This is a genomic window from Desulfothermus naphthae (assembly GCF_054657475.1).
Window position 1 is genome coordinate 1,681,335 of the sequence record NZ_BAAHYQ010000001.1, and the last position, 26,515, is coordinate 1,707,849.

Below are 26,515 nucleotides of genomic sequence, written 5' to 3' on the forward strand. Positions count from 1 at the left end.
TTTCTCTTATCCTTGTTGGTTAGAGTTATTGTAAAACACCAAATATGCGCAGAGTATTCTATTTATAAATTTTACAACAGTTGACTCAGATACTAATTGATTGGGGATTGGTGCAAGCTCACATACATCCATTCCAACCAAAGATATATTTTGCTTAAATAAATGTATCCAGAAATCATAAAGCCAAAAAAATGGGATTCCACCAGGCTCTGGCGTACCAGTTCCAGGGACTATTGATGGGTCAACTCCATCTACATCAAAAGTCAAATATAAGGGCCTGTTATTTAAAATTTCCTTTATTTTCTTTGCAACCTTTTGTGGAGATAAATCCAATATATCCCTGGCAAAAAATGTTGTTATGTTTGAATCTTTTTTTAACCTTTCAGATTCTTGTCTACAAAGACTTCTTATTCCAAGCTGAATTATAGGAATATCAAAATCCCGTACCCGTGCCATTACTGAGCCATGGGAATACTTGCTTCCTTGAAATTCCTCCCTGAGATCACAATGGGCATCAATTTGCAGGACAAAGAGATCTTTATAATAATCATGGTAAAATTTAATAGGAGCAAGTGCAACTGAGTGGTCACCACCAATGGTTAATAAAAATTCTTTTGCAGGATCTAAGTTGGATTTAAGATAATTATAAAGGAACTCAAATACATACTTTGGTCCTGCAACTGTTGGCTCAAAATAATCTAAAGTATTAAACTTGGCCACATCTAAAAGATCTATTTCAAGTTCTTCATCCCATGTTTCGATCTCTAAAGATGCCCTAAGTATTGCCATTGGCGCTTTTTTTGTGCCTGTACCAAAAGACACGGCCCCTTCATAGGGAACAGGCAATACTATAATTTCTTTTCCCTGTCCCTCATCATCTGCATATTTTGAATACATGCTAATACCTTGCAAAACCACTCATAATTTTTCTGGTAAGCTAACTTTTTTGTTTAAAAATTACAAGGAATTGTTTGATCTTTAATATAATTTTCCTAAGCCTCCAATCTCCTATTCTTTCTCTATTTTAAGGAAAATAAATATCATTCTTCTTGCTTACCCTCTAAATCTTAACTCCAACAAACTCATCTAAAATTGTTAAACTTCTATAATTTTCTTTACCCTTAGGGCTTCTTCTATTTTTCCCCTTTTCAAACACCCGATTATATATGTTCTAGATTTTGTTTTTAGCATGTCTTTTGTTGCCTTTAGCTGGTCATCATTTAAAGTCTCATTTTTCAAAATTTTTATAAGGGAATATATCCTGTATAAATCGAGTCCTATTATTTTTGATGAGAGTTGATCTTCTCTTCCCCCATATCGTATTACCAAAGGGTATGGGCAAAGTCCAATTGGATATCTTAAAGAGACCCTAAGCCACATATCGTAATCTTCACATGCAGCAAGGTTTTCATCAAATAGACCAATTTCTCCTATTAATTCTCTATTGAACATAACACAGGAAGGACTAACCAAACACAGCTTAAGAGATGGTTCAAAGATCCAGCCTGCTTTTTTTCTGTGTATGTTTTTGGGATTTACCCTTTTCCCCTTTCTTACCCAGATTTCCTCTGTCTGGGATATCACAAATTGCCCTTGGATATGAAAAGCTAAATGGGTCTCCAATTTTTTTTCTAACCACTCGTCGTCTGAATCCAGTAGTGCTATAATCTCTCCCCTACTTTCATTTATCCCAATATTTCTTGCTGCGGAGACTCCCATATTTTTATCCAAAAAAATTGTCTTAAGCCTTAAATCATTGATTGATCTTAATACATCTTTTGTGTTATCAGAAGAGCCATCATCTACAACGATTAGTTCAAGATCTTTATATGTCTGATTTAATACAGATAAGATAGCCCTTTTTACTAAATTGGCCCTATTAAATGTGGGAATAATTACTGATACTTTCATGAGAAAATTATGAATAAATTAAAGGTCTTTCTCTTAGATTATTTTTCTAAAAAATTTTTAATTCCACCAGAGACACTGGAATTTTTTGAAGTTAATCATGAGTGTGTTAAACCTAAAGAAGTAGAAAAATTACTCAAACAAGAACCCCATCTAATAAAACTCATAGTATATCCAGATGAAATATTTAAACAAATCTTCTATAAAATCGCACCACCAAATGCATCAAATGAAATTATAAGCCATTACTCTACATATTTAAGAGAAAATATCAAACATATCAATATTATTGTAAATCAAGAACAGATAATCTGGTATCCATATGATAATTTTTTTCAGGATTTCTTTTTATCTATAAAATGGAATATTGAAATTCCAAATAATATTATAAAAATTATTGAAGAAGTAAATTCAAATAGTTACGCAAAAATCATTTTTAAGTTAAAACAATCAAAAATTACCTGGAATGAGAATGTTATATCCTTTTTTGAGATGTTTTTTATAAAGTTTAAATCAAGACACGATTTAGAAGAACTAACAGATCTAATTCTGTGCTTTTTCAATTATGATACAACTATTTTTGATTTAAAAACTTTTCTCATTAAACGTCTAGCCGCTATTAGACAATATTTAAGTTCAGCAATTTCCACATCTGAAAAAATAGACAAAATGGGTCTGGAATTTGTACTCACCTCAAAAATACCTATTCTTGATGTAAACAGAGAACAACTTGAAAGGGAATTATTTTTATTACAAGAGATATTGTGTAATTTATTTCCAGACTTCAATATCTAAAAAATTTGTTTTAATATCTCCTGTTCAGTTTCAGTGCTCCCCTCATTCTCATACAAATTCTCTCCATGAGATATTTCTTTAGGTTCTGTACCTATGATAAAAGGGAGCATATAACTTTCCTTTGTATTTGGACCTGCTAATTTTCCATTTTTTGCATCTATTCTCACCATTATAATCCCAGGGGGTTTTTTAAAATCCTCTAAAGGATAATCTTTTTCTACTTGTTTTCTATATTTAACAAAGATTGGACAGGCAGCCCTAGATCCTGTTTCATATTTGCCCATTGGAGCAGGCACATCAAAACCTACATATACACCAGTTAATAGATAAGGAGTAAATCCCATAAACCATGCGTCCTTTTGTTCATCTGTTGTACCAGTCTTTCCAGCAATGGGTCTTTTTAAGACTCTTGCCCTCCACCCTGTACCGTACTTTACAACCTGCTGCATTAAATAATCCATAATATATGCATTTTGAGGAGTTATGGCCTTTTTTATTATAGGTCTAATGGTCTCTACTTCTCTGCCAAATGAATCATTTATTTTTCTTATTATTATTGGATCTATTACTGTTCCAAGCCTTGCAAATCCAGTGTAAGCCTTACATAGATTAAACAAAGACACAGAAGCACTTCCCAAAGCAACAGATAAATTTCTTGGGAAATCTGCCTCAAGTCCCATTTTCTTTGCCCTCTGGATAATTGCATCTATGCCAATTTTCATGGCAATCCTGATAGTAACCAGATTTCTGGAATAAACTAAAGCTGTTCTAAAAAGGGTTGGACCATATATAGTCTTTTCATAATTTTCAGGCCGCCATGTAGAATTTGTGTAAACATCTCTATACACAATTGGAGCATCTAATATTATAGAAGCTGCAGTGTATCCATGATCCAGGGCAGCAGAATAAACAATTGGTTTAAATGCAGAACCTGTTTGTCTTTTTGCCTGAATTGCCCTATCAAATTGACTACGACTAAAATCATAACCACCAACAAGAGCTAGGACTTCACCTGATCTTGGATCTAAAGATACTATTGCCCCTTCAACCAAAGGCTCCTGCTCAAGATTTAAGATAATCTCACCATTGTTATCTATTTTATTTAAGGATGCATACACCACATCACCGACTTTCAATACCTTGGTTGCATCTTTTATTTTTGGGACTTCTTCTGGCGCTTTTTCAGGGTCTATTTTTCTACACCATGACATTGATTTAACAGGGATAAAACCAGTGTAGTTCCCAAATCTTACACTGGCACCTTTTTTTTCTACCTTGGTTACAACCACTTTTATCCATTTACCTGCCTTTAGATCTTCTAATAATTTTTCTGAATCTCTATTTAAAAATTTATTGATATTAGCCCTAGTTAAATGGTCAATTGGTCCCCTGAAGCCCCGTCTTTTAGTAGAAGCTATAAGTCCTGCCTGAAGGGCCTTTTCTGCTGCTATCTCATGTTTTATATCCATTGTTGTATAGACGTGAAGTCCACCGCAATAAGTTTTATCCTCTCCATATCTTTTTATCAAAAATCTCCTTACCTCTTCTAAAAAATAAGGTCCTATTTTCCAAGATGGATCTTCCATCTTTTTTAGCTCAATGGGATATTTAAGGGCATTATCGTAATCTTGTTTTGTGATCATGCCAAGCTCCAACATCCTCTTTAGCACATATATTTGTCTTATTTTTGCCCTTTTTAGATGTTTATAGGGATTGTAATAAGAAGGTGCCTTGGGAAGAGCGGCAAGTAATGCTGCTTCGGCCACACTTAGGTCTTTGGCATGTTTTCCAAAATATGTCCTGGCAGCTGCTTCAACGCCGTACGCACCTGAACCTAGATATATCTGGGTGAGATATATGGTTAATATTTCATCTTTGGTCAAATGTTTTTCAAGTCTATATGCAAGTATTGCCTCTCTGATTTTCCTTTTATAACTCTTTTTCGGACTGAGTAATATGGATTTAACCACTTGTTGAGTGATTGTAGATCCTCCTTGCACTATTTTTCCAGCCTCTATATTTTTTACAGCTGCCCTCAAGATCCCCATAAAATCAATTCCCTTGTGGTGATAAAAATCACTGTCTTCTGCAGCTATAAATGCATTTTTCACATAAGCGGGTACCTCTTTTATGGAAAATAAAAACCTGTTTTGTTTATAAAAATATCCAATGACCTTATTATTACGCGAATAAACTGTAGTGGTGAGACAGGGGCTATAGTCTGTGATCTTCTCAATTCTTGGAAGCCCTTTGGATATCCAAAAATAACCGCCAATTAAAAATCCTGTTCCCAATAACATCAATGCTAAAAGTATAATAATAACAAGCTTTATATATTTCATAAACATAAGATTTTTCTTAAACTTATACTCCATTAAAGGTTAGTTTTCCTTTTCCAAGTAAATCATGTAAATGAACCACGCCTTTAACAACCATATTGTTATCAACTACAGGAAGCACAGTAATCTCTGCCTGTTCCATGATATCCAGCATCCTTGCGCCTGTTTCTCCTTGTTTTCCAAATCTGGGATTTTTGGTCATAAACTCCTCCACTCTGCCATTTAAATCCAATATATTTTTAACCACCATGCGCCTTATATCGCCATCTGTAATAATACCTTTTAATCTATTTTTTTCATCCACCACAATCACACATCCAAGACCCCCTTTATCAAGGAGCTCAATAGCGTCTTTTAATTTTGTATTAAGATAAGCAATAGGCAAATTGTCCCTCTGCATTATCTCATTTATATCCATTGAAAGCCTTCTTCCCAGATCCCCTCCTGGATGAAATCTCTTAAAATCCTCTTTTTTAAATTCCTTCCACCTGGTCAATGAAACTGCGATTGCATCTCCAAGTGCCAGAGTAGCAGTAGTTGATGCAGTTGGAGCAAGGTTTAGGGTACAGGCCTCCCTTGGCACAAAAATAGAGAGAACAAAATCACTCATTTTTGCCAATGTAGAGTCCCTTTTTGCGGTGAGAGCAACAATCTTGAGTCCAAGGCTCTTTAATACTGGAATAATAGCATTTAGCTCATCTGTCTCCCCACTATTTGAGATTGCAAGCACCACATCTTCTTTTTGTATCATGCCCAGATCACCATGTGCTCCTTCAACAGGATGCAAGAAAAAGGCAGGTGTCCCTGTACTACTTAAAGTAGCAGCAATCTTTCTCCCAACAAGACCTGATTTCCCGATTCCAGTAACAACAATTCTCCCTTTGCAGGAGGCAAGTAATTTTAAGACACTGTAAAATTCCCTGTCTAAATTTTTCTTGACCTCTAAAATACCTTCAACTTCTATATCCAAGACTTTTTTTGCAAATTCCACCCACTCATCTGGAGAACGCCCCTTCATCTTAAGATCTCCTTGTTATAAATTGTTCTATGTTTTTAGTTCAACGTTCAATGTTCAATGTTCAACGTTTAAAAAAATTAGAACATAGAACCTAAAATCTAGAACCTAGAACATTAAACATAGAACATAGAACATAGAACATTGAACGTAGAACATAGAACCTAGAACATTGAACATAGAACATTGAACGTAGAACATTGAACATAGAACCTAGAACATTGAACTTTAAATTTATTTATCAAAAACCAATTTCCCATATTTTTTGCATAGCTCAATTGGATAATCACCAGTGAAACAGGCAAGACAGAAGTTATCTTCACCATCTACAGCCTTAAGAAGGCCATCTAGAGAAAGGTAATGTAGGGAATCAAGTCCAATGAACTTCTCAATATCTTCAACCTCATGGTTTCCAGCAATAAGTTCTCCTTTAGATGAAAAATCAATTCCATAAAAGCACGGAAATTTTATTGGGGGACAACTGACCCGCATATGAAGTTCCCTTGCTCCCAGTTCCCTTAATTTTTTTATCCTTGTCCTTATTGTAGTTCCCCTAACAATGGAATCTTCAATAATAACTATCCGTTTGTTCTTTATCATCTCTTTTACTGGGTTTAATTTCATCCTTACTCCAAAATCCCTCATGTCCTGTGAAGGTTGGATAAATGTCCTTCCCACATAATGATTTCTTATCATTGCATTTTCATAGGGGATTGAGGACTTTTGCGCATATCCCACTGCTGCATATACCCCAGAATCTGGAAAGGGCATACAAAAATCTGCTTCAACAGGCGCCTCTTCTGCCAAAGCCATTCCCATGTTCTTTCTTGCTATATATACATTTTTGCCAAATACCACAGAATCTGGTCTGGCAAAATATATAAGCTCAAATATACAGGCACGTCTGCTTGGTATCTCTTTGGTCAAAGAATAACTCTTTAGATGCCCCTTATCAATTACTATCATTTCACCAGGTTCTATCTCCCCCATATACTCAGCTTCCATAAGGTCTAATGCACAGGTCTCAGAGGATAAGACATAACTAGTACCCATCCTGCCCAAAACCAAGGGTCTAAATCCATAGGGGTCTCTTAATCCAATTAGTTTATCGTTCACCAGCATAACTAATGAGTATGCCCCTTTCACTTTAGCACATGCAGCAATTATAGCCTCTTCTATATCCTTTGAGCACATCTCACGGGCAATTAAATGGACAAATATTTCACTGTCCATTGTAGTCTGAAAGAGGGATCCTCTATCTTCAAGTTCTTTTCTTAATGAAATAGTATTCACCAGATTTCCATTATGCCCAATTGCCATGTGAATTCCTTTAAAATAAGTAATAAAGGGCTGGACATTTCTAAGTATGGATGCACCAGTAGTAGAGTAACGCACATGTCCAATGGCAATATTTCCTTTTAATTCTTTAGAAAGGTGTCTTTCATTAAACACTTCAGCAACCAGGCCCATGCCTCTCTCTTCCCTTAATTTTTTTCCATCCCAGGTAACTATTCCAGCCCCTTCCTGACCCCTGTGCTGCAGGGCATATAGTCCAAAATATGCAAGCCTTGCTGCTTCTTTGTGGTTATATATGCCAATTAATCCACAGGATTCTTTTTTCATTTATTTTTCTCCACTGTAATATTCCTGAATAGAACGGACCTGATATCCTTTACCCTGTTTAAGTTCTTTTAATGCCATAACTATTGCTTTAGCTGCTGCCACTGTGGTAGTGTACGGGATATTGTATAGCAGGGTGGCCCGCCTAAGAGAAGAAGAATCCTTTGCTGTGAGTTTTCCTGACTTGGTATTTATTATGAGATCAATTTCTCTGTTTTTGATCATATCAAGGATATTGGGGCGGCCCTCATATACCTTGTTAACAATCTTAGAGTTAATGCCATAATTGTTTAAAAATTTTGCAGTTCCCCTTGTTGCAATTAATTCAAAACCAAGATCTTTAAAACTCTTTGCAACCTCCACAATCTTAGGCTTATCTCTATCATTTACAGAAATAAATACTGCTCCCTCTTTAGGAAGGATCTGATTAGCTCCTGCCTGTGCCTTTAAAAAGGACATGCCAAAACTCAGGTCAATGCCCATAACCTCACCAGTTGATCTCATCTCTGGGCCTAAAAACACATCTACCCCTGGGAATCTATTAAATGGAAGCACCACTTCTTTAATGGAAGTAAATCCCCACCTTCTCTTTGACCATGGATCCAGTTCTTTCAAGCTATGTCCCATCATTACATATGTGGCAAATTTTGCCAGGGGCACACCAGTTGCCTTGGATACAAAGGGCACTGTCCTGGATGCCCTTGGATTTACCTCAAGGACAAAAATCTCACCATCTTTAATTGCATATTGAATATTCATAAGCCCAACAACATTTAGCTCTTTTGCAAGGGCTTCTGTCATGTAGTGTATTTGTTCTTTTATCTCATCAGACAGGGTGTGGGGCGGAATAACGCATGCAGAATCCCCTGAATGGATCCCTGCCTCTTCAATATGTTCCATAATACCAGCAACATACACATCTTTTCCATCTGAAAGGGCATCTACATCCACTTCTATTGCATCTTCCAAAAATTTATCCAGCAATATAGGGTGATCTGGACTAATTACTACGGCTTCTCTAAAATAAGACCTTAATTCAGATTCATCATAAACAATCTCCATGGCCCTTCCACCAAGCACATAAGATGGCCTTACCACAAGAGGATATCCTATATCTTTTGCAAGTTTAATGGCTTCTTCTTCTTTAGTTGCTGTTGCATTGACAGGTTGTTTTAATCCAAGTTTCTGGATTAATTCTTTAAAGCGCTCCCTATCTTCTGCCCTATCAATACTATCAGGAGAAGTTCCAAGTATATTTACCCCAGCCCTCATTAAGGGCACTGCAAGATTTAATGGGGTTTGTCCTCCAAATTGGACTATTAAGCCATAGGGTTTTTCCTGTTCAACAATATTTAAGACATCCTCAAAGGTTAAGGGTTCAAAATATAACTTGTCTGAGGTATCATAATCTGTACTAACAGTTTCTGGATTGGAATTCACCATTATTGTCTCTATGCCAAGCTCTTTTAATGCAAAGGATGCATGGACACAACAATAGTCAAACTCTATCCCCTGACCTATCCTATTTGGGCCACCACCTAAGATCATAACCTTTTTTTTGTCTGTTATTCGTGCTTCATTTTCTTTTTCATAAGTGGAATAATAATAGGGAGTATATGCCTCAAACTCAGCTGCACAAGTATCAACCAATTTGTATGTGGGATTAATATCTACAGATTTTCTTAAATTTCTTATAGACAACTCATCTAAATTTAAACAAAGACCAAGCTGTTTATCAGAAAATCCCAACTCCTTTGCCCTTTTTAACATATAAAAATCTTCTTCATCTTTAAAGGCAGGAGATTTCTTTGCCCATTTTTTTAATTTATTTTCAAAATCCACAATTTCCCTTATTTGTCTTATAAACCATGGATCAATTGAAGATTCTTTGTATATCTCTTGATCTGATAAACCACCCAATATAGCGTATCTGAGATACTGGACCCTGTTTGAATTGGGAACTCTTAATTTATTTAAAATTTCTTCTTTTGACGGGATGTTATCATCTAATTTTGAGAGGCCAATGTGGCCTGTTTCTATTGACCTAAATCCCTTTTGCAGGGCCTCTTTAAAGGTGCGGCCAATGGCCATTGTCTCGCCTACACTCCTCATTGAGGTTGTGAGCTCATCCTTTGAGCCTGGAAATTTTTCAAAAGTAAATCTGGGAATCTTTACTACAACATAGTCAATAGATGGCTCAAAAGAGGCAACAGTTTCCTTGGTGATGTCGTTTGGGAGCTCATCTAAGGTATAACCAACGGCTAATTTTGCAGCTATTTTTGCTATTGGGAAGCCTGTGGCCTTAGATGCCAGGGCAGATGACCTGGAAACCCTTGGATTCATCTCTATTACCATTAACTCTCCAGTATCTGGATGCACTGCAAACTGGACATTGGATCCACCTGTTTCAACTCCTATAACCTTCATTATATCAAAGGCTGCGTTTCGCATTATTTGATATTCCCTGTCTGTTAAGGTCTGAGCAGGGGCAACAGTTATAGAATCTCCTGTATGAATGCCCATGGGATCTAAATTCTCAATAGTACAAATAACAACACAATTGTCGTTTTTATCCCTCATAACTTCTAATTCAAATTCCTTCCAACCGAGCAAAGATTCTTCTAACATAACTTCTGAACTCATGCTGGCAGATAGTCCCTTGGCTGCTATTTGTTCGAGTTCCTCTATATTATAGGCAACTCCTCCACCAGTTCCACCCAAAGTGAAGGCTGGTCTCACAATTATTGGAAAGGGGATAAGATTTGCAATTTCCCTGACTTCATCTAAACTCCGTGCTATCCCACTTTTTGGGACTTTAAGCCCAATTTCTTCCATTGCTTCTCTAAAGAGTTCTCTACTTTCAGCTTTTTTAATTGCATTGAGTTTTGCTCCAATTAGTTCAACTCCATACATTTCTAAAATACCCATCTCAGCTATTTCAACGGCTATGTTAAGTCCTGTTTGGCCACCAAGGGTGGGAAGGAGGGCATCTGGTCTCTCCCTTTTAATTATCTCTTCCACAATATCAGGAATAATTGGCTCAATATAAGTCCTATGTGCCATATCAGGATCAGTCATAATAGTTGCAGGATTTGAGTTTATTAAAACAACTTCATAGCCCTCCTCTTTTAGGGCCTTTATGGCCTGTGTCCCTGAGTAATCAAATTCACAGGCCTGGCCAATAATGATTGGACCAGAACCAATGAGCAAAATCTTGTGTATATCTGTTCTTTTTGGCATAGACTAACCCTTTTTTAATCCATGTTTATTAGCCAGAATATAGCACACTACCTATACTTAATAGGTTTTATGCGCAAAGTGACTCGTCCGTCCCTATACTCTATTATATTTAATTGGGCAAGGAGCTTAAGTGCCCTCTCAATAATATCCCATTCCAGAAAAGTATATCTGGGAAGTCGCTCTCTAAGACTTGACAATTTATCTTTGGAGTCCAAATAATAAAGGGTAGCAAGGACATATTTTATGTTAGTGTCCAATTCTTCCATTTTATTTAGCTGTTGCCAAATAGAGTCTGGAAGCTGTAGAAGGGGAGTTAATCCTATTTTTCTTATTAGTTTTCCCATGTGTTATTACTTTTAATTATTAATTTTAAAAAATTTCTGAAAAAATTCTTGATTAGAAATTAAAATCAGTTAAAGATATTAACATATGTAAATTAAGCACCAATAGGTAAATAGCTCTTTGACTAGAATTTGTAATAGACATTTAATCAGCTAGCAAGACAAAAAAATCTCCTCAGAGGTTAAGATTATGGAGCAAAGAAATTATAAGACCATTCGCCAGTTAAAAGTAAATCAACGGGCAAAAATACTTGAAATAAGGGCTAATGGAGAGTTGGGGAGAAGAATCAGGGACATGGGAATTCTTCCAGGGGTGGAATTAATGGTAGTTGGAAGGGCTCCATTAAAAGACCCTGTTGCAATAAAGATAAATAACTTTACAATTACACTTAGGAATAATGAAGCAGATTACATTATAGTTGATACAAACTTATAATTATTAAAAAGTCATTAGTTATGAAAGATAATTTAAGACAAATAAATGAATATTGCTTTGAAATTCCAAAACAGGGAAAGATGAGGGTTCCAGCAAGGTTGTTTGGTGATAAAGAATTAATAGAAGAACTGGAGCCAAAGGTATTTGAACAAGTTGCCAATGTAGCCACATTACCTGGCATTGTAAAGGCCTCTTACGCAATGCCAGATGCCCATTGGGGTTATGGATTTCCAATAGGAGGGGTTGCAGCCTTTGACCCTGATAAAGGAGGAATAATCTCAGTTGGAGGAATTGGATATGATATCTCATGTGGAGTAAGGACATTAATTACCAATTTATCAAAGGAAGAGGTGGAAAGTAAGCTTAATTTAATTGCAACTACCCTTTTTAAAAGAATTCCTGCTGGAGTAGGCTCTGAAGGTTTTATAAAATTATCTGAATCTAAACTAGATGAAGTACTTTTAAAGGGTGCGCACTGGGCAGTAGAACAGGGATATGGATCCAAAGAAGACTTAGAATTTATTGAAGACAGTGGGATGATAAAAGGAGCCATGCCAGATAAGGTCTCTTCTACTGCCAAAAAAAGGCAAAAAAAACAGGTAGGGACCCTTGGTTCTGGAAATCACTATCTGGAAATCCAATATGTATCAAAAATATATGATGAGAAAACAGCAAAAATCTATGGTCTGAAGAAGGGACAGGTAGTTGTGACTATACACTGCGGCTCAAGGGCACTTGGCCATCAAATTGGCACAGATTACATCCATATCTTAATGAAGGCAGCTGAAAAGTATGGAATTTATTTACCAGAAAGAGAGCTTGTTTGCGCGCCAATATATTCCAAAGAAGGGCAAGATTTTTACGGCGCCATGGTGTGCGGGATAAATTGCGCCCTGGCAAATAGACAGGTCTTAACTCATCTTGTGAGAGAGTGTTTTTTTGAAGTATTTCCAGGAGCCACTTTGACCCTTTTATACGATGTTAGTCACAATACCTGCAAAATAGAGGTGCACAAGATTAATGGGCAAAGCAAAAAATTATTTGTCCATAGAAAAGGCGCTACCAGGGCATATCCCCCAGGATCTTTTGAGATTCCAGAAAAATACAGAGAGGTGGGACAGCCAGTTATAATTGGTGGAACAATGGGAACTGCATCTTATATCCTTGCTGGAAATAAAGGGCAACAAGACCCTGCATTTTATTCTGCATGTCATGGAGCTGGAAGGTCTATTAGCAGGCGCCAGGCAACCAAGAAATGGAAAGGAAAGGATATAATAAAATCCCTTGCACAACAGGGAATAATTATAATGGCTGCTAGCAAAAAGGGAGCTGCAGAAGAGGCTCCAATGGCTTATAAAGATGTAGATAAAGTAGTAAATTCTACCCATGAAGCAGGACTTGCAAGAAGGGTTGTAAAACTAAAACCTATGTGTTGTATTAAGGGATAAATGGAGGTAAAAAATAGAAAAGATTCTTTGCAGTGCATGTTTACTTGGTTTATCCTGTAGGTATGATGGTAAGTCAAGGCCAAATAATAAAGTTATTGAGCTTATAAAAGACTATATTTTAATTCCTTTTTGTCCAGAACAATTGGGCGGCTTACCCACCCCAAGAGAATGCGCTGAAATAATCGGAACAAAGGTTTTTACCAGATCAGGCAAAGATGTAACCCAAAATTTTATCCAGGGGGCAAAAGAGACTCTATATATTGCCAAGCTTCTCGGAATAAAAAGGGCTATCTTAAAACAATACAGCCCTTCCTGTGGATGTGGGAAGATATATGATGGAAGTTTCAGCAGAAAAATAATTAAGGGAGATGGTGTAACCACTAAACTTTTGAAAGAGGAAGGAATTTTTGTTATCAGTGATGAGGATTTAATAGCTGACATTACGCAAAAAAAGTGGTAATATTTGATTTAGATAAGTTTATAGTTGTGTTGTAAAGAGGAGATAATTTATTTTATTCTGCGTGGATGTTTTGTAAAAATAAAGAAACCTGCTGAGTTCAAGGTATAAAATACGATGGATGGACTAGTAATGAGTGTCTACTAAAGAGATTTAAAAAGGAGGGGATAAAAATGGAAGTCAGGCGTAATTTAATATTTAAATTGATATTAATGTTAATCTTAACAGGTGCCATTTGTGTAGGGGGACTTTCTGTTAGTTTCGCCCAAGGTCATTATTATTTTAACGGTAAAGTGATAAGTATAGAGGGACATTTCATCAATATCTCAGGAAAGACTTTTAAGATTGTCTCTGACTGTAAAGTTAGTATCCAAACCAAAAAAAATGGAATATTTTTTGAGATTCCAGCTTCATGGAAAAACATAAAAATTAGGGATTGGGTAACAGTTAAAGTTGTATATGATACTCTTTATAAAATTTTAATAGAGAGGTATAAAAAATGAAAAAAATCTGGTTAAGCTTACTAGTAATTTTGTTTTGTCTATTTCCTCTGTATAGTTTATCCTCAGTCCAGCAGGATTATTGTTCTATACCTCCTTTTATATCTGCTCAAGCACCTCCTCTTGTAATGTTAGTTATGGGAAGAAACCACAAGTTATATTATGAGGTGTATAATGATGCTTCTGATATTGATGGAGATGGTCAGTTAGATGTAGGATATAAACATAGTATAGATTACTATGGGTATTTTGATCCCTATAAATGTTACCTATATGATGGTTCTAAATTTATTCCTACAAGACATACAAATAATAAATATTGTGGTGAAGAAGATGAATGGAGCGGCAACTTTTTAAACTGGCTTTCTATGTCTCGTATGGATGTTTTAAGAAAAGCGCTTTATGGGGGATATAGAAGCACGGATACTGCTTCAGAAACGGTGTTAGAGGGTGTCTTTATTCCCCAGGATGCTCATAGTTGGGGTAAAGAGTATGTAGGTGAAGATACACGGTTATTAACCCCTTTTGACCCCCCTCAGGGTGGAAAAAGACACCTATTTTGCGTAACTTCTTTGAGCGACGGAGAGCCTCATCGGATAAGAGTCTTGCTTAATAATTCTCATAGAATATGGGAATGGGTATCAAAAGAAAGACCTGTATGTGACAACAGTTTAGGCACACCCGCACATGAATATTTTGTGCGCGTCAAAGTGTGTGATCCTTCTGTATGCATTGAGGATAACTGTAAGCAATATCCAAATGGAAATTATAAACCTATTGGTTTATTACAAAAATACGGAGAAGGCGGGAATAAGGTGTGTTCTAAAAGTCTCAACCCATGTAGTACTGATGCTGATTGTGGGGGGGAAGGACTGTGCACTAATCTAGCATCAATATATTTTGGTCTTATTACAGGAAGCTATACCAAAAATTTAAGTGGAGGTGTGTTAAGAAAACAGATCTGGAGTATTAATGATGAAATAGATCCAAATACAGGTGAATTTAATACAACGATTGGTGATAAGGGCAGTATTATTCAAACGATCAATCGCTTAAGAACAGTTGGTTTCCGCTATTCAGATTATAGTTATCAAGGTAGCTATACTTGTGGCTGGATTACCACTCGCCCTCTTCAGGAAGGTGAATGTAGAATGTGGGGTAACCCCATTGGCGAAATGATGTATGAGGCGGAAAGATATTTCGCCGGGAAGGGATCCCCTACCTCTGATTTTACCTACTCTTCTTCCCAAGATACCGGACTTGACCTTCCCAAACCCGATTGGAATGACCCTTACGCCATATTCCCCTGGTGTTCCAAGCCATCAATAATTGTTATAAGCGATATTAATCCAAGCTATGATTCAGACAAAGTGCCAGGGAGCGATTTTAACAGTTATTCTGGAGATCTCCCTGATTTAAATGTAAAAGAATTGGCAAAAACCATTGGGGATGAAGAAAGCATTACAAATACTTCACATTTTATCGGTCAAAGTGGTGGAGAAAATGATTTTATCTGTTCTGCCAAAGATATTTCTAATTTAGGAAGTGTAAGAGGGTTATGTCCTGAGGAACCAACAAAGCAGGGAAGTTACTATTCGGCTGCGCTTGCTTATTATGCTAAGACTCAATTTAAAGATAAATTAAACCGTGAAAACATAACTACTTATACAGTAGCTCTATCTTCGCCGATACCAAGAATAAAAATGCAAGTTGGTTCACATATAGTAACCCTTGTGCCAATAGGTAAATCAGTAAGTGGTTGTTTAGGTATATATAACTCTTGCGCGCACAAATGCACTTTAACTTACGACTACAATAAAGGTTTAGTTATTAGTAACTGTTCTAATAATTCTTACTGTTCCTCAAATCAAATTGTGGACTTTTATGTAACCCAAATTACGTCAACACACGGACAGTTTAGAATAAATTTTGAAGACGTAGAACAAGGTGCAGACCATGACATGGATGCGATTGTAACCTATGAATATGAGGTTATTGATAATTCGCATGTTAAAGTCAAATTGAGTTCTGATTATGCTGCAGGATGTATTGATCAAGTAATGGGGTTTGCCATTTCAGGGACCACTGAAGATGGGGTGTATTTACCAGTACGAGATAAAGATTCAGGAGCCTGTGACGGGAATACTCCTTCGGTTGTATGCAACATGCCTCTTGTTTGGGAAAAAACTTTTACGGTATCTTCCGGTTCAACGGCTACTCTTTTGAAAAATCCCTTATGGTATGCTGCAAAATGGGGAGGATTTGATGATATAAATGGCAATAATAAACCAGACTTGCAAAGTGAATGGGATCAAGACAGTGATGGTTTTCCAGACACATATTTCTTTGTCTCGGACCCGAGTCAAATAGAAACTACTTTAAACAAAGTCTTTGCTGACATTCTCAGTAAAACTGCTTCTGCTACGTCGGCTTCACTTCTTACCAAAAAAAATAAAGTAGGAAAAAATCTTATCCAAGCAGTTTTCTATCCTAAAAAACAATTTCCTTTAAATGAACTTAATTGGTTAGGATATTTGTATAATTATTGGTTCTATTTTAATCTAACTTATTCAAATATTAGAGAGGATACAATATCAAACAAGGCCCTGGATATATGTTCGTCTGGGACAGAGGGCGGTGATTTAATCTTGGATTTCTTAATAGACAATTCAACTGGGAATTTAAATATAAAAGCTTATAAAAGCACTTGTGATGGTTCAAATTCATCTCTATACACAACATATATGTCTTTGGATGAACTTACTCCTGTGTGGGAAGCAGGCTCCAAATTAGCGCAAAAAAATGCTACCACTAGAAAAATTTACACTTATGTGAATGCAACTGAGCCCAATAATCCACAGCAACTTATAGAACTAAAAGCTCTAAATTCAACTTATTCATATTTATTTGGTGATGAAGATAAAGATGAAATAATAGACAATGAAAGTAATTCTAATGGAACACTCATTTATAATCCTATATCATATGAAAATTTAATTAAATATATCTATGGTACAGATATATCTGGATTTAGATCTCGAAAAATTGATGGAACCAATACGTGGAAATTGGGAGATATCATATATTCTACCCCCAAAATAGTTGACTATGATGATTATTCAATAGTCTATGTAGGAGCAAATGATGGGATGTTGCATGCATTTAGACTGGGGAAATTAAGATATGATGGCCTTGATGCATACCAGGATATAAAACTCTGCAATGACAAGAGCAGTGAATGTAAAACAGACAAATTAGGAGAAGAGCTCTGGAGCTATATCCCTAAAAACTCCCTTCCATATTTAAGAGCATTGACCGATACCAAATATTGCCATCTGTATTATGTGGACCTTATGCCATATATAATAGAAATAGATACTAACAATGATAAAAAGATAGATAAAAAGATACTTATAGGTGGTATGAGGCTTGGAGGAGGTGTTGGCTGTTCAGGAACTAATTGTGTAAACCCACCGTTAGATACCTGTCCTTCTCCATCAAACTATAACCCAGCAACCAATAATTGTATTGGATTGTCCTCATACTTTGCTTTAGATATTACTAATAGTACTTCGCCAAAATTTTTATGGGAATTCACTGACCCTGAACTTGGTTTTACTTATTCAGGCCCAGCTTTTATAAAAAAAGATAATAATTATTATATAATGTTTGCCTCTGGACCAACTAATTACCGAGGAGAATCTGATCAAGATTTAAAACTCTTTGTCTTACAATTAAATTCCGACCCTACATTAGACAATTTTCTTACTATATCCTCTGTTACAAAAATAGATAATTCTGTTTCTTCAACACTTTCATCTTTTAATAAATCATTCGGAGGAAGGTTATTTACACAAGGAATAGATTATAACAATGATGGAAATACTGATATGGTCTTTCTTGGCACAACACGTCAATCTGGCAGTACATTTCAGGGCAATGTATTGGGAGTGAAAATAGATGATTCTGACCCAGAAAATTGGGATATTATTAAAGTATTCAATAGTTCCATAAAACCAATCACTGCAAAAATAGAATATTCAAAATGTTTTGATATGAATTATATCTATTTTGGCACAGGAAGATATTTTTATCCCAATGACGATCCTGGCCAAAACCAAAATGATCAAGAAATACTATATGGCGTTAGGATAGATGGTTGTTTAACAGGTGGTAACTGTAACATCAATAATGCCCATTCGGCGAGTGAAGCCTGTGACCATTTAGATGATAACAATGGCACTGTTTCATGGTACCAGAAATTGGATCCCAAAGAAGATCAATACTTCAAAGAAAGGATGATAGCCGATCCTACTGTAACAGATTTAGATGTTATATTTTTCTCAACCACACAGCCTACTACAGATGTATGTAGCTTTGGAGGCAGATCTAGAATGTGGCAACTAAATTGCGCAACTGGAGAAGATTTATCCAATCAAAATTGTCCTGGTTACAAAGTTGATACTAATAGAACTAAAGGAAAGCTTTTTCTACAATTATCCCAGGGTAATATTGAACAGTTCACCGTAGGTACAGGACCTACTACTTCATTTACAGGTCCAGTTACACCATGGAGACCTGGAATTACTCCTGAATCTCCAACACCCTTTATCAGTCCAGATATTTCTGGTTCAGGAAAGATATTATTATGGATAGAAAAGTAAAGTTACATGGTATAACACTAATAGAGATCCTAGTTGTTTTGAGTATTATGGCAATATTGTTATCCATTGCAGTTCCTCAATACACAAAATGGAAGAAAAAATATGATTATGAATATGATATTAAGCAACTTTATTCAATAATTAGCGATGCAAGAATGAAGAGTTACCTAGAGAAAAGAGTTTGTGGAGTATTTTTCGGAACTTCTCCATTTACAAATGTAGAGATTAAATGTGATACTGATAATGAGGGTGATATCACTGATGCAGGATCTGAAACTATTGCAACTATTAATTTAAATAAAAGCTTTGAGAGTAGTTCTTCCTATGTTAAATTTACAGATGGTATTGCCAAAAATCTTATAAATCTTCGACCACATAATACTATCACGACTTTTAAGCAAAATTGTATTTCTATTTCAGTTACACGAATAAGGATAGGGAATTGGGATGGAACAAACTGTAATTACTAAAAAAGATGGTTTCACATTAGTGGAAATAATGGTTAGTTTTTTATTATTAACAATAGTTATTTTAGGAATTCTTCAAATAATGGCTGTTTATAGTAAAATAAATGTAAAGAATACAATTAGAGATGAAGCCATTAAAGTGGCTCAAGAATGTATAGAGGATTTAAGAAATGGAGTTAACTGTCCCAGTAATATAATCAGAGAATTCAGAAATTTTTCTATTTTATATACCATTTCAGCTCCTAGTGTAAGTAGTTTTACCTCTGGAAATAATCCAGTACAAATAACTGTAACATATAGTTATCCGTCAAGTAATAGTACCCAAAATATAACTTTAAACAGTGTAATACATAGACCATGAGAAAAGATGGATTTACATTAATAGAATTATTGGTTGTTTTGGCAGTATTATCTTTGGTGTTAGCTGCTGTTTTACAGTCTTATATTAATATTTTGAAATCTTATAAAAATCAGAGTTCTATATCTAAAAGTAATATTGACAAGTTAATTACATTTGAGCTGATAAGACGAGACATTGAAAATTGTGGTTTTGGTTTAGATATAAATAATAGTCCAATCAGTTATAATGGAAGTCTTTTAGTTTTAAGATCTACGCTGTTACTCAGAAATTCCGCTACAAAATGTTTTGGTTATATAGACCCGAGCAGTATTAAATTTTTTACAATTGAAGCTTCAGATATTACAAGCAGTAACTGCAACGATACCAGCTTTTGTTATGTTGCGTTAGATTTAGATTATAATTTGAATAGTACGTGTTACAACATAACACTTAATCCAGCAAATGGTGTTTATTTACTTTTTGGGTTATTAGACTCCACCTCCTCAATTAATAGACCTTACAATGAAATTCAATATTCACTCTCAAACAGTCATGTTTTGACTACATGCGCCCCTGGCACTTTTGAACTCACTAGAAAAGAAATATTAGCAAATGGAAATTCAAGTGGAGCTCAACCTATTTTTGACTGTGTTAAGGATTTTAAGGTGGCATTTGGACTGGACACCAATGGCGACGGTGCGATTGATCAATGGACAACAACTCTTCCAGGGACTCCCTCAGATATTAGGACACAGGTAAAAGAAATAAATGTCATTATCTTATATCATGAGGGTCGAAGAGATTTAGATTTTAATTATTCCCAGGGAACTATTTATCTCAATGCCACCTCTAGCCTAGTATTGGGACAGTTTACGCCTACTGGAGATGAACTTCACTATAGATGGAAGGTTGCTAAAATTACTATTACTCCTATGAATTTCAGGAGGGAAAATAGGTGATCATAGTCAAAGAAAAAGATGGTATTGCACTTATAACCGCACTTTTATTGAGTTTGATAGTAGTGATATTTGGTGCAGCGGTTTTCACTTTAATTTTGACAAGCACCAGACATTCTGGGAATATCAAGCGATATATCTCTTCACTTGAAGCCACTAAAGGTGGGATGGAAGACTTCATTTCTACTTTGAAATCTTCTGATTGGACAAATACCTCTGATCCCAATTGGATAACTGGCCATATCTGTAAGCTAAGAAGAGATACCAATTTGTGGGCTAGTGTCTGCAATTTTTGTACTAATCTCACCCAATGCACATCCAATTCAAACCCTTCTGATATTATAAATTTTGCTGATTGGAAAAAAAATTACGGTTCATATACTGTTTATGCAAAAATAATTGACTGTAAGGGATATACCGATGGTTTTATATATAATTTTGAGCTTGTTGGGGTAGCCAACTCAACAAATGAAAGAACTTGGATACAGGTGGTTTATCAACAAATGTTTTAAAAAATATTGTGATCAATATCATTAACTAATTAATGTTGATATTAAGAAAAGGTGGAAGATGACAATAAGAGGAGAATACCCTATGTTAAAAGAAGAAGATTTTAATGTATCTAAATACCACAAAAAGGGTTTAGATAGACGTAGAACTTTAAGGATTAAATATTCAGGTTTAAAAAGATTTAATTTAGAGGGTCTGGAAAAGCCTGCAATAAAGTTTGCCGAAACAAAAGATGAATTAGAACAAGCATTTGCTCTGGTTTATCAAGTGTACTGGGAGAAGAAATATATAACAGAACCGAAAGAGCACAAATTGTATTTCTCCATATATTCTCTTTTACCCGACACAGTACACATTATTGCTAAAAAGTATTTAACAGTGATATCTACTTTGACTGAGATTTTTGATACTGAAGAATTTGGGCTGCCCATGGATTGTATTTATAAAGAAGAAGTTGATGTTCTTAGGGCTCAAAATAGAAAGATAGTTGAGTTATCTGCCTTGGCAACCCCGAGAGAATACAGGTGGAAAAATATCTTTTTATATCAAGTGCAGGTAATGTTTTGGTATTCTTTATACAAAGGAGTTGATGATATTTGTATTACAATAAATCCTAGACATGTTAGATATTATATGAATTTGTTTCCCTTTGAAAAATTTGGAGAAGAAAAAATGTATCCAAGGGTAAATGCCCCTGCAATAGCTCTGCGAGGCAAAGTAGAAGAGTCAATTGAAGATATGATAGAGATATTTAATGCATTAGATATGGAAACCCCTTTGGATTACTATTTTTACTTAATGACAGGCACAAGACCTATAAAGACCTCCTCTATTTTTAGACAAGATTTAGAAAAGATAAAGCCAAGACCCAAAAAAATTGATGCTGACACAATAGCATATTTTTTGGAAAAAGAACCAAGTATAAAGGAAAAGTTAACTCCTAAACAAAGGGAGAAATTACTAAAAGCATACAAAGGTTTAGACAAAAAAGGGGTCTTATAATGTTCAATTTAATGAAAGCTTCACTATTTTTAGTTATATCTTATGTTATTTTTTTACCTTGCTTTTGTTATGGCCATGATATTACAGGAAGAGAACTTGCCCAGAAGATATATGATAGATATATCGGAGATAATTCTATGTCAAAGGTCTCTATGATATTAGTTGATAAAAAAGGTAGGAAAAGGGAAAGAAAATTTGTGAGTATTTTTATGGAAAAAAATTCTCTTAGAAAAAATTTCATTAGATTTTTGGAACCAGAAGACATTGCTGGAACAGGATTTTTATCTATAGAAGATAAAGATGGTAAAACTACGCAATATTTATATTTACCAGCACTTAGACGAACTCGAAGAATCGTATCTTCACAAAAGGGCAGATCATTTGTTAACAGCGATTTTACTTATGAAGATATGGAAAGACGAAGGGTAGATGAATTTGACCACAGAATAGTTGGAGAGAAAAAAATTGGTGACAAGGAATGTTTTATCCTTGAATCTGTTCCTAGGCCCCATACCAATACGAAATATTCGTTGATTAGAAGTTATGTGCCTAAAGATATTTTTCTAAGTATAAAAACAGAATTTTATAACAAACGTAATGAATTATATAAAGTTTTAACAGTTAAAAAATTAGAAAAGATTCAAGGGATATGGACTCCAATGGAAATGGTTATGAAAAATTTAAAGAAAAAACATAAGACTATATTGAAAGTTCAGGAAATTAAATACAACAAACCAGGGATTGGAGATGAGTTATTTACAAAAAGAAATCTGGAAAATTGGTAATAAATTTCTTTTAATATTAATTATTTTTTTTATTTGTGGAAGGACAGGCATTGGAAGCGGTTCTCCAAAAATTAATAAATATAGTTTTTTTAAGGAGATAAAAAATAAGGTGTCATTAACTGGTATAATGGAATCAAGAATGGGACGGCAAATAAAGGACGATGATTTTGAATATAAAAAATATGCCTTTCCTCTTGTTAGAACAACTCTAAAATATGATCTCACACCAAAAGATCAGGGTTTTGTTTTTACTAAGAAGGAATCCTATCTTAAGTTTTCCCTCCAATGGAGTCTGTTGTATACAGAGGATTCTGATGTTCAACGGGATGAAGATTTTGGTCTTTATGAAGGGTTCGTTGTATTAAACAGAGGACCTGTCAGAGTTAGAATTGGTAAACAGATTATTAGATGGGGCAAGACTGATCAAGTGAGTCCTGTGGATAATTTGAATTCCCAGGATCTAAGACAATTTATAATTCTTCCATATGAAGATAGAAAAATTCCAAATTGGATGGCTGATGTTGAATTTTTTAAAAAAAATGTAAGGTTTGAAGCTGTTATTATTCCTTTTGTTGAACCAAATGAGGTCTATTTTTTTGATAGAAATTATTCTGTTTTTAAAGAGCTTAAAAAAAGTTCTGCATATTATTTAGATAAATTTCCCTTACCGCCACAGGTGAGGGAATACCTTCAAAATTACGTAGATAATCTGAATATTCAGAAAGATATCCCCCCTAAGAAAATTGAAAATTTTCAGGGTGGAGTACGCATTGGATTTAGTTTAGAAAATCTGGATTTTGCTGTTAGTTATTTAAATAGTTTTGATCCAAATCCTTATATAAAGTTTTTTCCTGTTTCTGGACTTAAAATAAAAGAAGATTTTTCTGGAGACAACTTTCTCAGTCAGCTTCCTTATTTGAGAATGGAAAATAAGGATGTGGAGGTTACGTATGTAAGACGAAATATTTATGGAGTTGAGTTTGAGGGCGGGATAGGAGATTTCGGTATAAGGGGAGAAATGGCTTATTTTGATAAGACAGTTTTTTTAACTGAAACTCTTACTTCCATTCATAGGCCTAATTTGTGGTATGTACTGGGAATAGATTATACTGGAGAAGAAGGTTTGTATTTAAATGTTCAATTATCTCACAGCTATATTTTTAATTATACAAATTCAATATTGTATTTCAAAGAAGACAATGTATCTATATTAGGTGAATTGTCCAAAGAATTTTATGGTGGAGATTGGAAATTAGGTACAAAATCTTCATATTTTCTATCAGATTATTCATATTTTATAAATCCTTATATTATATACAAAGGTATATCCAATTTTGATATAGAATTTGGTGGATTTGTTTATGGAGGTGATCTGGATACTCTCTTAGGTCAATATGATCAAAGGGATGAAATATATATAAAACTAAAATTGTATTTTTAAAAAAATGGACATATCTTTAAAATATCCAAAACTTTTTTTGTTATTATGTATTTTTGTGTTAATACTTTTTTCTTCATATCTTCCAAAGGTAAAAACAGTTAATAATGTAGATTATTTTGATTTGAAAGACAATTCTGCAAGTAAATTCTATGATAAATTTAGAGAAATTTTTGGTAGTGATGAATTTTTTGTCATAGCTTTTAAGGATGAGGAATTATTCACTCCTAAAAAACTTCTTATATTAAAAAAATTAACAAAAGAATTAGAGTCAATAAAATTGGCCAAAGATGTTATATCATTAGCTAATGTAGATGATATAAAAGGAGGTGATGATTATTTTGAAGTAAGAGATTTTTTAGAATACATACCGAATTCTACAGAGAAATGTAGGGAGTTAAAAAAAGATGCAATACAACACCCACTTTTTAGAGGCAATTTAATTTCCGAGGATGGTTCTACAACAGCAATTATAGTATTTGCATATATACGAGATGATGATCCAGATTATAGAGGAAAATTATTAAACGAGGTTGATAAAGTTTTAAATAAGTATTCTAATTATTTTGTCTTTCATAAAGCCGGCTGGACCATTACTGATTATGCTTTAAGCCAATATATGAAGAGAGATTTAAAGGTTTTTATACCAATTACTTATACTCTAGTCCTTTTTATTGTATGGATTTTTTTTAAGAAACCCTATCTGGTAGTTATAGCAGTTTTAAACATTTCTGCCTGTATGATGTCTACTATGGGTGTTTTTGGATTAACAGGGATTGCCCTTCATAATGTGACATCCATTGTTCCGCCGTTAATTATGGCCATGTCTCTTGCTGATACTGTTCACATATTCACCCACTTAGATTCCTCTCTTTTAGAAAATATGAGTAAAGTTAATGCACTTCGCTCAATTGTAAAAGGACTTTTTCTGCCCTGTTTTTTAACAACCCTTACTACATCAATTGGTTTTTTCTCTTTAATCAGTAGTGAACTATCTCCAATTAGGGATTTTGCCCTAATGTCTTCCTGTGGGATGATATTTGAGTTTTTTTATGCTTTTTTTCTTATTCCCCCAATTCTTAGATTTTCTCCTTCAAAATGGGTGTTTAGGGACTTTTCAAAAAAACAAGATTTCATAAGTAGGTCAACAGAAAAGATTTATTATTTTACCAAAAGGTATACCTTTAAGCTATTACTTTTTTTTATAATTTTATCACTCTTGTCCATTTGGGGGGCATCAAAAGTTAAGGTGGAGACTGATTTAAATAGATTTTTTATGCCCTCTACCAAAGAATATAAAGATCTAATGTTTGTTGAAAAAAATTTGTGTGGAACTGGGTCATTAGATGTTTATTTAAAAACAAATGTAGAGGGATTTAAAAATCCAAAAAAGTTGTATTATATTGAACGAGTGCAAAATTATATAAGTAAAATACCAGGAGTAGACAAGGTAATTAGTTTAAATGATTATCTAAAAGAAATGAATAAATCCTTTCACAATGAGGATGAAAAATGGTATAGAATACCTGATACTAAAAATATGGTGTCTCAATACTTGCTTTTATTTGATATATCAACTATCGATGATTTAGTAACAGAATCTTTTGATGAAACTAGGATTTCAATAAGACTTTCTGTGCACTCTTCATCAAAACAGAAGATTATTGTCAAAAAAATAGAAAAATTTCTAATAAAAAATACTCCTCCAGATATTACGGCAAAGGTTACTGGACGAGCTTTACAACAAGTCATTATAATTGATGCACTGGTTAACAGTCAAATAAAAAGTCTTCTCTATGCGGGTATTACCATTTCTATAATTATGATAATCGTTTTAAGGTCCATTACTATTGGAATTATAAGTTTAATTCCAAACATATTTCCAATATTACTTAATTTTGCAATTATGGGTATATTGGGTATAACCTTAAACACTGCAACAGCATTAATTTCAGCAGTTGCTATAGGTATTGCTGTGGACGATACAATTCATTTTTTGACAGAATATCTAAAAATGAGACGTAAACAAAAGATGTCTATTTCGAGTGCTGTTGAAATAACCTTAAAAAATAAGGGAAGGGCTATAATAAGCTCATCAATTATTTTATTTTTTGGTTTTGCAGTTTTGGTAACAAGTAAATTTCACCCAACCTTTGATTTTGGAATGCTCACATCAATCATTATGATAACAGCCCTTATTGGAGATTTACTATTTTTGCCATGTATATTAATGGTGAAGAAATCTTAAGAGAGG

Annotated in this window: 21 protein-coding genes; 14 read left to right on the forward strand and 7 right to left on the reverse strand. The window is 34.5% G+C overall.

What is annotated here, in order from left to right:
- Positions 1–6 precede the first annotated feature (6 nt).
- Positions 7–897, reverse strand: coding sequence for an agmatinase (gene speB / locus ACYQ1E_RS08165; RefSeq protein WP_459877696.1), 891 nt, complete (start codon positions 895–897; stop codon positions 7–9).
- A 198-nt stretch (positions 898–1,095) separates the two neighbouring features.
- Positions 1,096–1,911: a glycosyltransferase family 2 protein gene (locus ACYQ1E_RS08170; protein ID WP_459877699.1), complete on the reverse strand. Its 816-nt coding sequence runs from the start codon at positions 1,909–1,911 to the stop codon at positions 1,096–1,098.
- 9 nt (positions 1,912–1,920) lie between these two features.
- Here ACYQ1E_RS08170 and ACYQ1E_RS08175 point away from each other — a divergent pair, with 9 nt between their 5' ends.
- On the forward strand, positions 1,921–2,703 hold the full coding sequence (locus ACYQ1E_RS08175; protein ID WP_459877702.1) for a hypothetical protein: 783 nt from the start codon (positions 1,921–1,923) through the stop codon (positions 2,701–2,703).
- Here the strand turns inward: ACYQ1E_RS08175 and ACYQ1E_RS08180 are convergent.
- The 5 genes from ACYQ1E_RS08180 to ACYQ1E_RS08200 all read right to left on the reverse strand — a co-directional run bounded on the left by ACYQ1E_RS08180 (position 2,700) and on the right by ACYQ1E_RS08200 (position 11,261).
- A complete protein-coding gene (locus ACYQ1E_RS08180) occupies positions 2,700–5,078 on the reverse strand; it encodes a penicillin-binding protein 1A (protein WP_459877705.1) in 2,379 nt (792 codons plus the stop codon). The two genes, ACYQ1E_RS08175 and ACYQ1E_RS08180, sit on opposite strands and share 4 nt — an antisense overlap.
- Positions 5,068–6,060: a KpsF/GutQ family sugar-phosphate isomerase gene (locus tag ACYQ1E_RS08185; RefSeq protein ID WP_459877708.1), complete on the reverse strand. Its 993-nt coding sequence runs from the start codon at positions 6,058–6,060 to the stop codon at positions 5,068–5,070. The genes ACYQ1E_RS08180 and ACYQ1E_RS08185 overlap by 11 nt, the downstream gene beginning before the upstream one ends.
- 231 nt (positions 6,061–6,291) lie before the next feature.
- Positions 6,292–7,680, reverse strand: a complete 1,389-nt coding sequence (purF, locus tag ACYQ1E_RS08190; RefSeq protein WP_459877711.1) for an amidophosphoribosyltransferase — start codon at positions 7,678–7,680, stop codon at positions 6,292–6,294.
- A complete protein-coding gene (gene carB / locus ACYQ1E_RS08195) occupies positions 7,681–10,917 on the reverse strand; it encodes a carbamoyl-phosphate synthase large subunit (RefSeq protein ID WP_459877714.1) in 3,237 nt (1,078 codons plus the stop codon).
- Positions 10,918–10,964: 47 nt separating this feature from the next.
- A complete protein-coding gene (locus tag ACYQ1E_RS08200) occupies positions 10,965–11,261 on the reverse strand; it encodes a hypothetical protein (RefSeq protein ID WP_459877717.1) in 297 nt (98 codons plus the stop codon).
- A gap of 187 nt (positions 11,262–11,448) precedes the next feature.
- Between ACYQ1E_RS08200 and ACYQ1E_RS08205 the strand changes: the two genes are divergently transcribed.
- From ACYQ1E_RS08205 to ACYQ1E_RS08265, 13 genes are all read left to right on the forward strand, one after another.
- Positions 11,449–11,694, forward strand: coding sequence for a FeoA family protein (locus ACYQ1E_RS08205; protein ID WP_459877720.1), 246 nt, complete (start codon positions 11,449–11,451; stop codon positions 11,692–11,694).
- 20 nt (positions 11,695–11,714) lie between these two features.
- Positions 11,715–13,142 carry an RtcB family protein gene (locus ACYQ1E_RS08210; RefSeq protein WP_459877723.1) on the forward strand — a complete coding sequence of 476 codons (1,428 nt, stop codon included), beginning with the start codon at positions 11,715–11,717 and terminating at the stop codon, positions 13,140–13,142.
- A 22-nt stretch (positions 13,143–13,164) separates the two neighbouring features.
- Entirely contained in the window at positions 13,165–13,602 is a 438-nt protein-coding gene (locus ACYQ1E_RS08215) for a 2-thiouracil desulfurase family protein (protein ID WP_459878498.1), read from the forward strand.
- 170 nt (positions 13,603–13,772) lie between these two features.
- The gene (locus tag ACYQ1E_RS08220) at positions 13,773–14,102 is read left to right on the forward strand and encodes a hypothetical protein (RefSeq protein WP_459877726.1); all 330 of its coding nucleotides are present in this window, start codon (positions 13,773–13,775) and stop codon (positions 14,100–14,102) included.
- Entirely contained in the window at positions 14,099–18,763 is a 4,665-nt protein-coding gene (locus ACYQ1E_RS08225) for a pilus assembly protein (protein ID WP_459877729.1), read from the forward strand. The genes ACYQ1E_RS08220 and ACYQ1E_RS08225 overlap by 4 nt, the downstream gene beginning before the upstream one ends.
- A complete protein-coding gene (locus ACYQ1E_RS08230; protein ID WP_459877732.1) occupies positions 18,748–19,233 on the forward strand; it encodes a pilus assembly FimT family protein in 486 nt (161 codons plus the stop codon). Before ACYQ1E_RS08225 ends, ACYQ1E_RS08230 begins: the two co-directional genes overlap by 16 nt.
- On the forward strand, positions 19,211–19,591 hold the full coding sequence (locus tag ACYQ1E_RS08235; RefSeq protein WP_459877735.1) for a type IV pilus modification PilV family protein: 381 nt from the start codon (positions 19,211–19,213) through the stop codon (positions 19,589–19,591). Before ACYQ1E_RS08230 ends, ACYQ1E_RS08235 begins: the two co-directional genes overlap by 23 nt.
- Complete coding sequence (locus ACYQ1E_RS08240; RefSeq protein ID WP_459877738.1) at positions 19,588–20,529, forward strand: PilW family protein; 942 nt, start codon at positions 19,588–19,590, stop codon at positions 20,527–20,529. The genes ACYQ1E_RS08235 and ACYQ1E_RS08240 overlap by 4 nt, the downstream gene beginning before the upstream one ends.
- Positions 20,526–21,038 carry a pilus assembly PilX N-terminal domain-containing protein gene (locus tag ACYQ1E_RS08245; protein WP_459877740.1) on the forward strand — a complete coding sequence of 171 codons (513 nt, stop codon included), beginning with the start codon at positions 20,526–20,528 and terminating at the stop codon, positions 21,036–21,038. The genes ACYQ1E_RS08240 and ACYQ1E_RS08245 overlap by 4 nt, the downstream gene beginning before the upstream one ends.
- 82 nt (positions 21,039–21,120) lie before the next feature.
- Positions 21,121–22,038, forward strand: coding sequence for an N-acyl amino acid synthase FeeM domain-containing protein (locus ACYQ1E_RS08250; RefSeq protein WP_459877743.1), 918 nt, complete (start codon positions 21,121–21,123; stop codon positions 22,036–22,038).
- Positions 22,038–22,823: an outer membrane lipoprotein-sorting protein gene (locus tag ACYQ1E_RS08255; RefSeq protein ID WP_459877746.1), complete on the forward strand. Its 786-nt coding sequence runs from the start codon at positions 22,038–22,040 to the stop codon at positions 22,821–22,823. Before ACYQ1E_RS08250 ends, ACYQ1E_RS08255 begins: the two co-directional genes overlap by 1 nt.
- Positions 22,786–24,264, forward strand: a complete 1,479-nt coding sequence (locus tag ACYQ1E_RS08260) for a DUF1302 family protein (RefSeq protein WP_459877749.1) — start codon at positions 22,786–22,788, stop codon at positions 24,262–24,264. The genes ACYQ1E_RS08255 and ACYQ1E_RS08260 overlap by 38 nt, the downstream gene beginning before the upstream one ends.
- A 4-nt stretch (positions 24,265–24,268) precedes the next feature.
- Positions 24,269–26,509 carry an efflux RND transporter permease subunit gene (locus ACYQ1E_RS08265; RefSeq protein WP_459877752.1) on the forward strand — a complete coding sequence of 747 codons (2,241 nt, stop codon included), beginning with the start codon at positions 24,269–24,271 and terminating at the stop codon, positions 26,507–26,509.
- Positions 26,510–26,515: the final 6 nt, after the last annotated feature.

Excerpts from the sequence above, each read along its gene's own strand:
- speB (WP_459877696.1), bottom strand. The coding sequence starts at position 897 with ATGTATTCAAAATATGCAGATGATGAGGGACAGGGAAAAGAAATTATA.
- ACYQ1E_RS08170 (WP_459877699.1), bottom strand. The coding sequence starts at position 1,911 with ATGAAAGTATCAGTAATTATTCCCACATTTAATAGGGCCAATTTAGTA.
- ACYQ1E_RS08175 (WP_459877702.1), top strand. The coding sequence starts at position 1,921 with ATGAATAAATTAAAGGTCTTTCTCTTAGATTATTTTTCTAAAAAATTT.
- ACYQ1E_RS08180 (WP_459877705.1), bottom strand. The coding sequence starts at position 5,078 with ATGGAGTATAAGTTTAAGAAAAATCTTATGTTTATGAAATATATAAAG.
- ACYQ1E_RS08185 (WP_459877708.1), bottom strand. The coding sequence starts at position 6,060 with ATGAAGGGGCGTTCTCCAGATGAGTGGGTGGAATTTGCAAAAAAAGTC.
- purF (WP_459877711.1), bottom strand. The coding sequence starts at position 7,680 with ATGAAAAAAGAATCCTGTGGATTAATTGGCATATATAACCACAAAGAA.
- carB (WP_459877714.1), bottom strand. The coding sequence starts at position 10,917 with ATGCCAAAAAGAACAGATATACACAAGATTTTGCTCATTGGTTCTGGT.
- ACYQ1E_RS08200 (WP_459877717.1), bottom strand. The coding sequence starts at position 11,261 with ATGGGAAAACTAATAAGAAAAATAGGATTAACTCCCCTTCTACAGCTT.
- ACYQ1E_RS08205 (WP_459877720.1), top strand. The coding sequence starts at position 11,449 with ATGGAGCAAAGAAATTATAAGACCATTCGCCAGTTAAAAGTAAATCAA.
- ACYQ1E_RS08210 (WP_459877723.1), top strand. The coding sequence starts at position 11,715 with ATGAAAGATAATTTAAGACAAATAAATGAATATTGCTTTGAAATTCCA.
- ACYQ1E_RS08220 (WP_459877726.1), top strand. The coding sequence starts at position 13,773 with ATGGAAGTCAGGCGTAATTTAATATTTAAATTGATATTAATGTTAATC.
- ACYQ1E_RS08225 (WP_459877729.1), top strand. The coding sequence starts at position 14,099 with ATGAAAAAAATCTGGTTAAGCTTACTAGTAATTTTGTTTTGTCTATTT.
- ACYQ1E_RS08230 (WP_459877732.1), top strand. The coding sequence starts at position 18,748 with ATGGATAGAAAAGTAAAGTTACATGGTATAACACTAATAGAGATCCTA.
- ACYQ1E_RS08235 (WP_459877735.1), top strand. The coding sequence starts at position 19,211 with ATGGAACAAACTGTAATTACTAAAAAAGATGGTTTCACATTAGTGGAA.
- ACYQ1E_RS08240 (WP_459877738.1), top strand. The coding sequence starts at position 19,588 with ATGAGAAAAGATGGATTTACATTAATAGAATTATTGGTTGTTTTGGCA.
- ACYQ1E_RS08250 (WP_459877743.1), top strand. The coding sequence starts at position 21,121 with ATGTTAAAAGAAGAAGATTTTAATGTATCTAAATACCACAAAAAGGGT.
- ACYQ1E_RS08255 (WP_459877746.1), top strand. The coding sequence starts at position 22,038 with ATGTTCAATTTAATGAAAGCTTCACTATTTTTAGTTATATCTTATGTT.
- ACYQ1E_RS08260 (WP_459877749.1), top strand. The coding sequence starts at position 22,786 with ATGAGTTATTTACAAAAAGAAATCTGGAAAATTGGTAATAAATTTCTT.
- ACYQ1E_RS08265 (WP_459877752.1), top strand. The coding sequence starts at position 24,269 with ATGGACATATCTTTAAAATATCCAAAACTTTTTTTGTTATTATGTATT.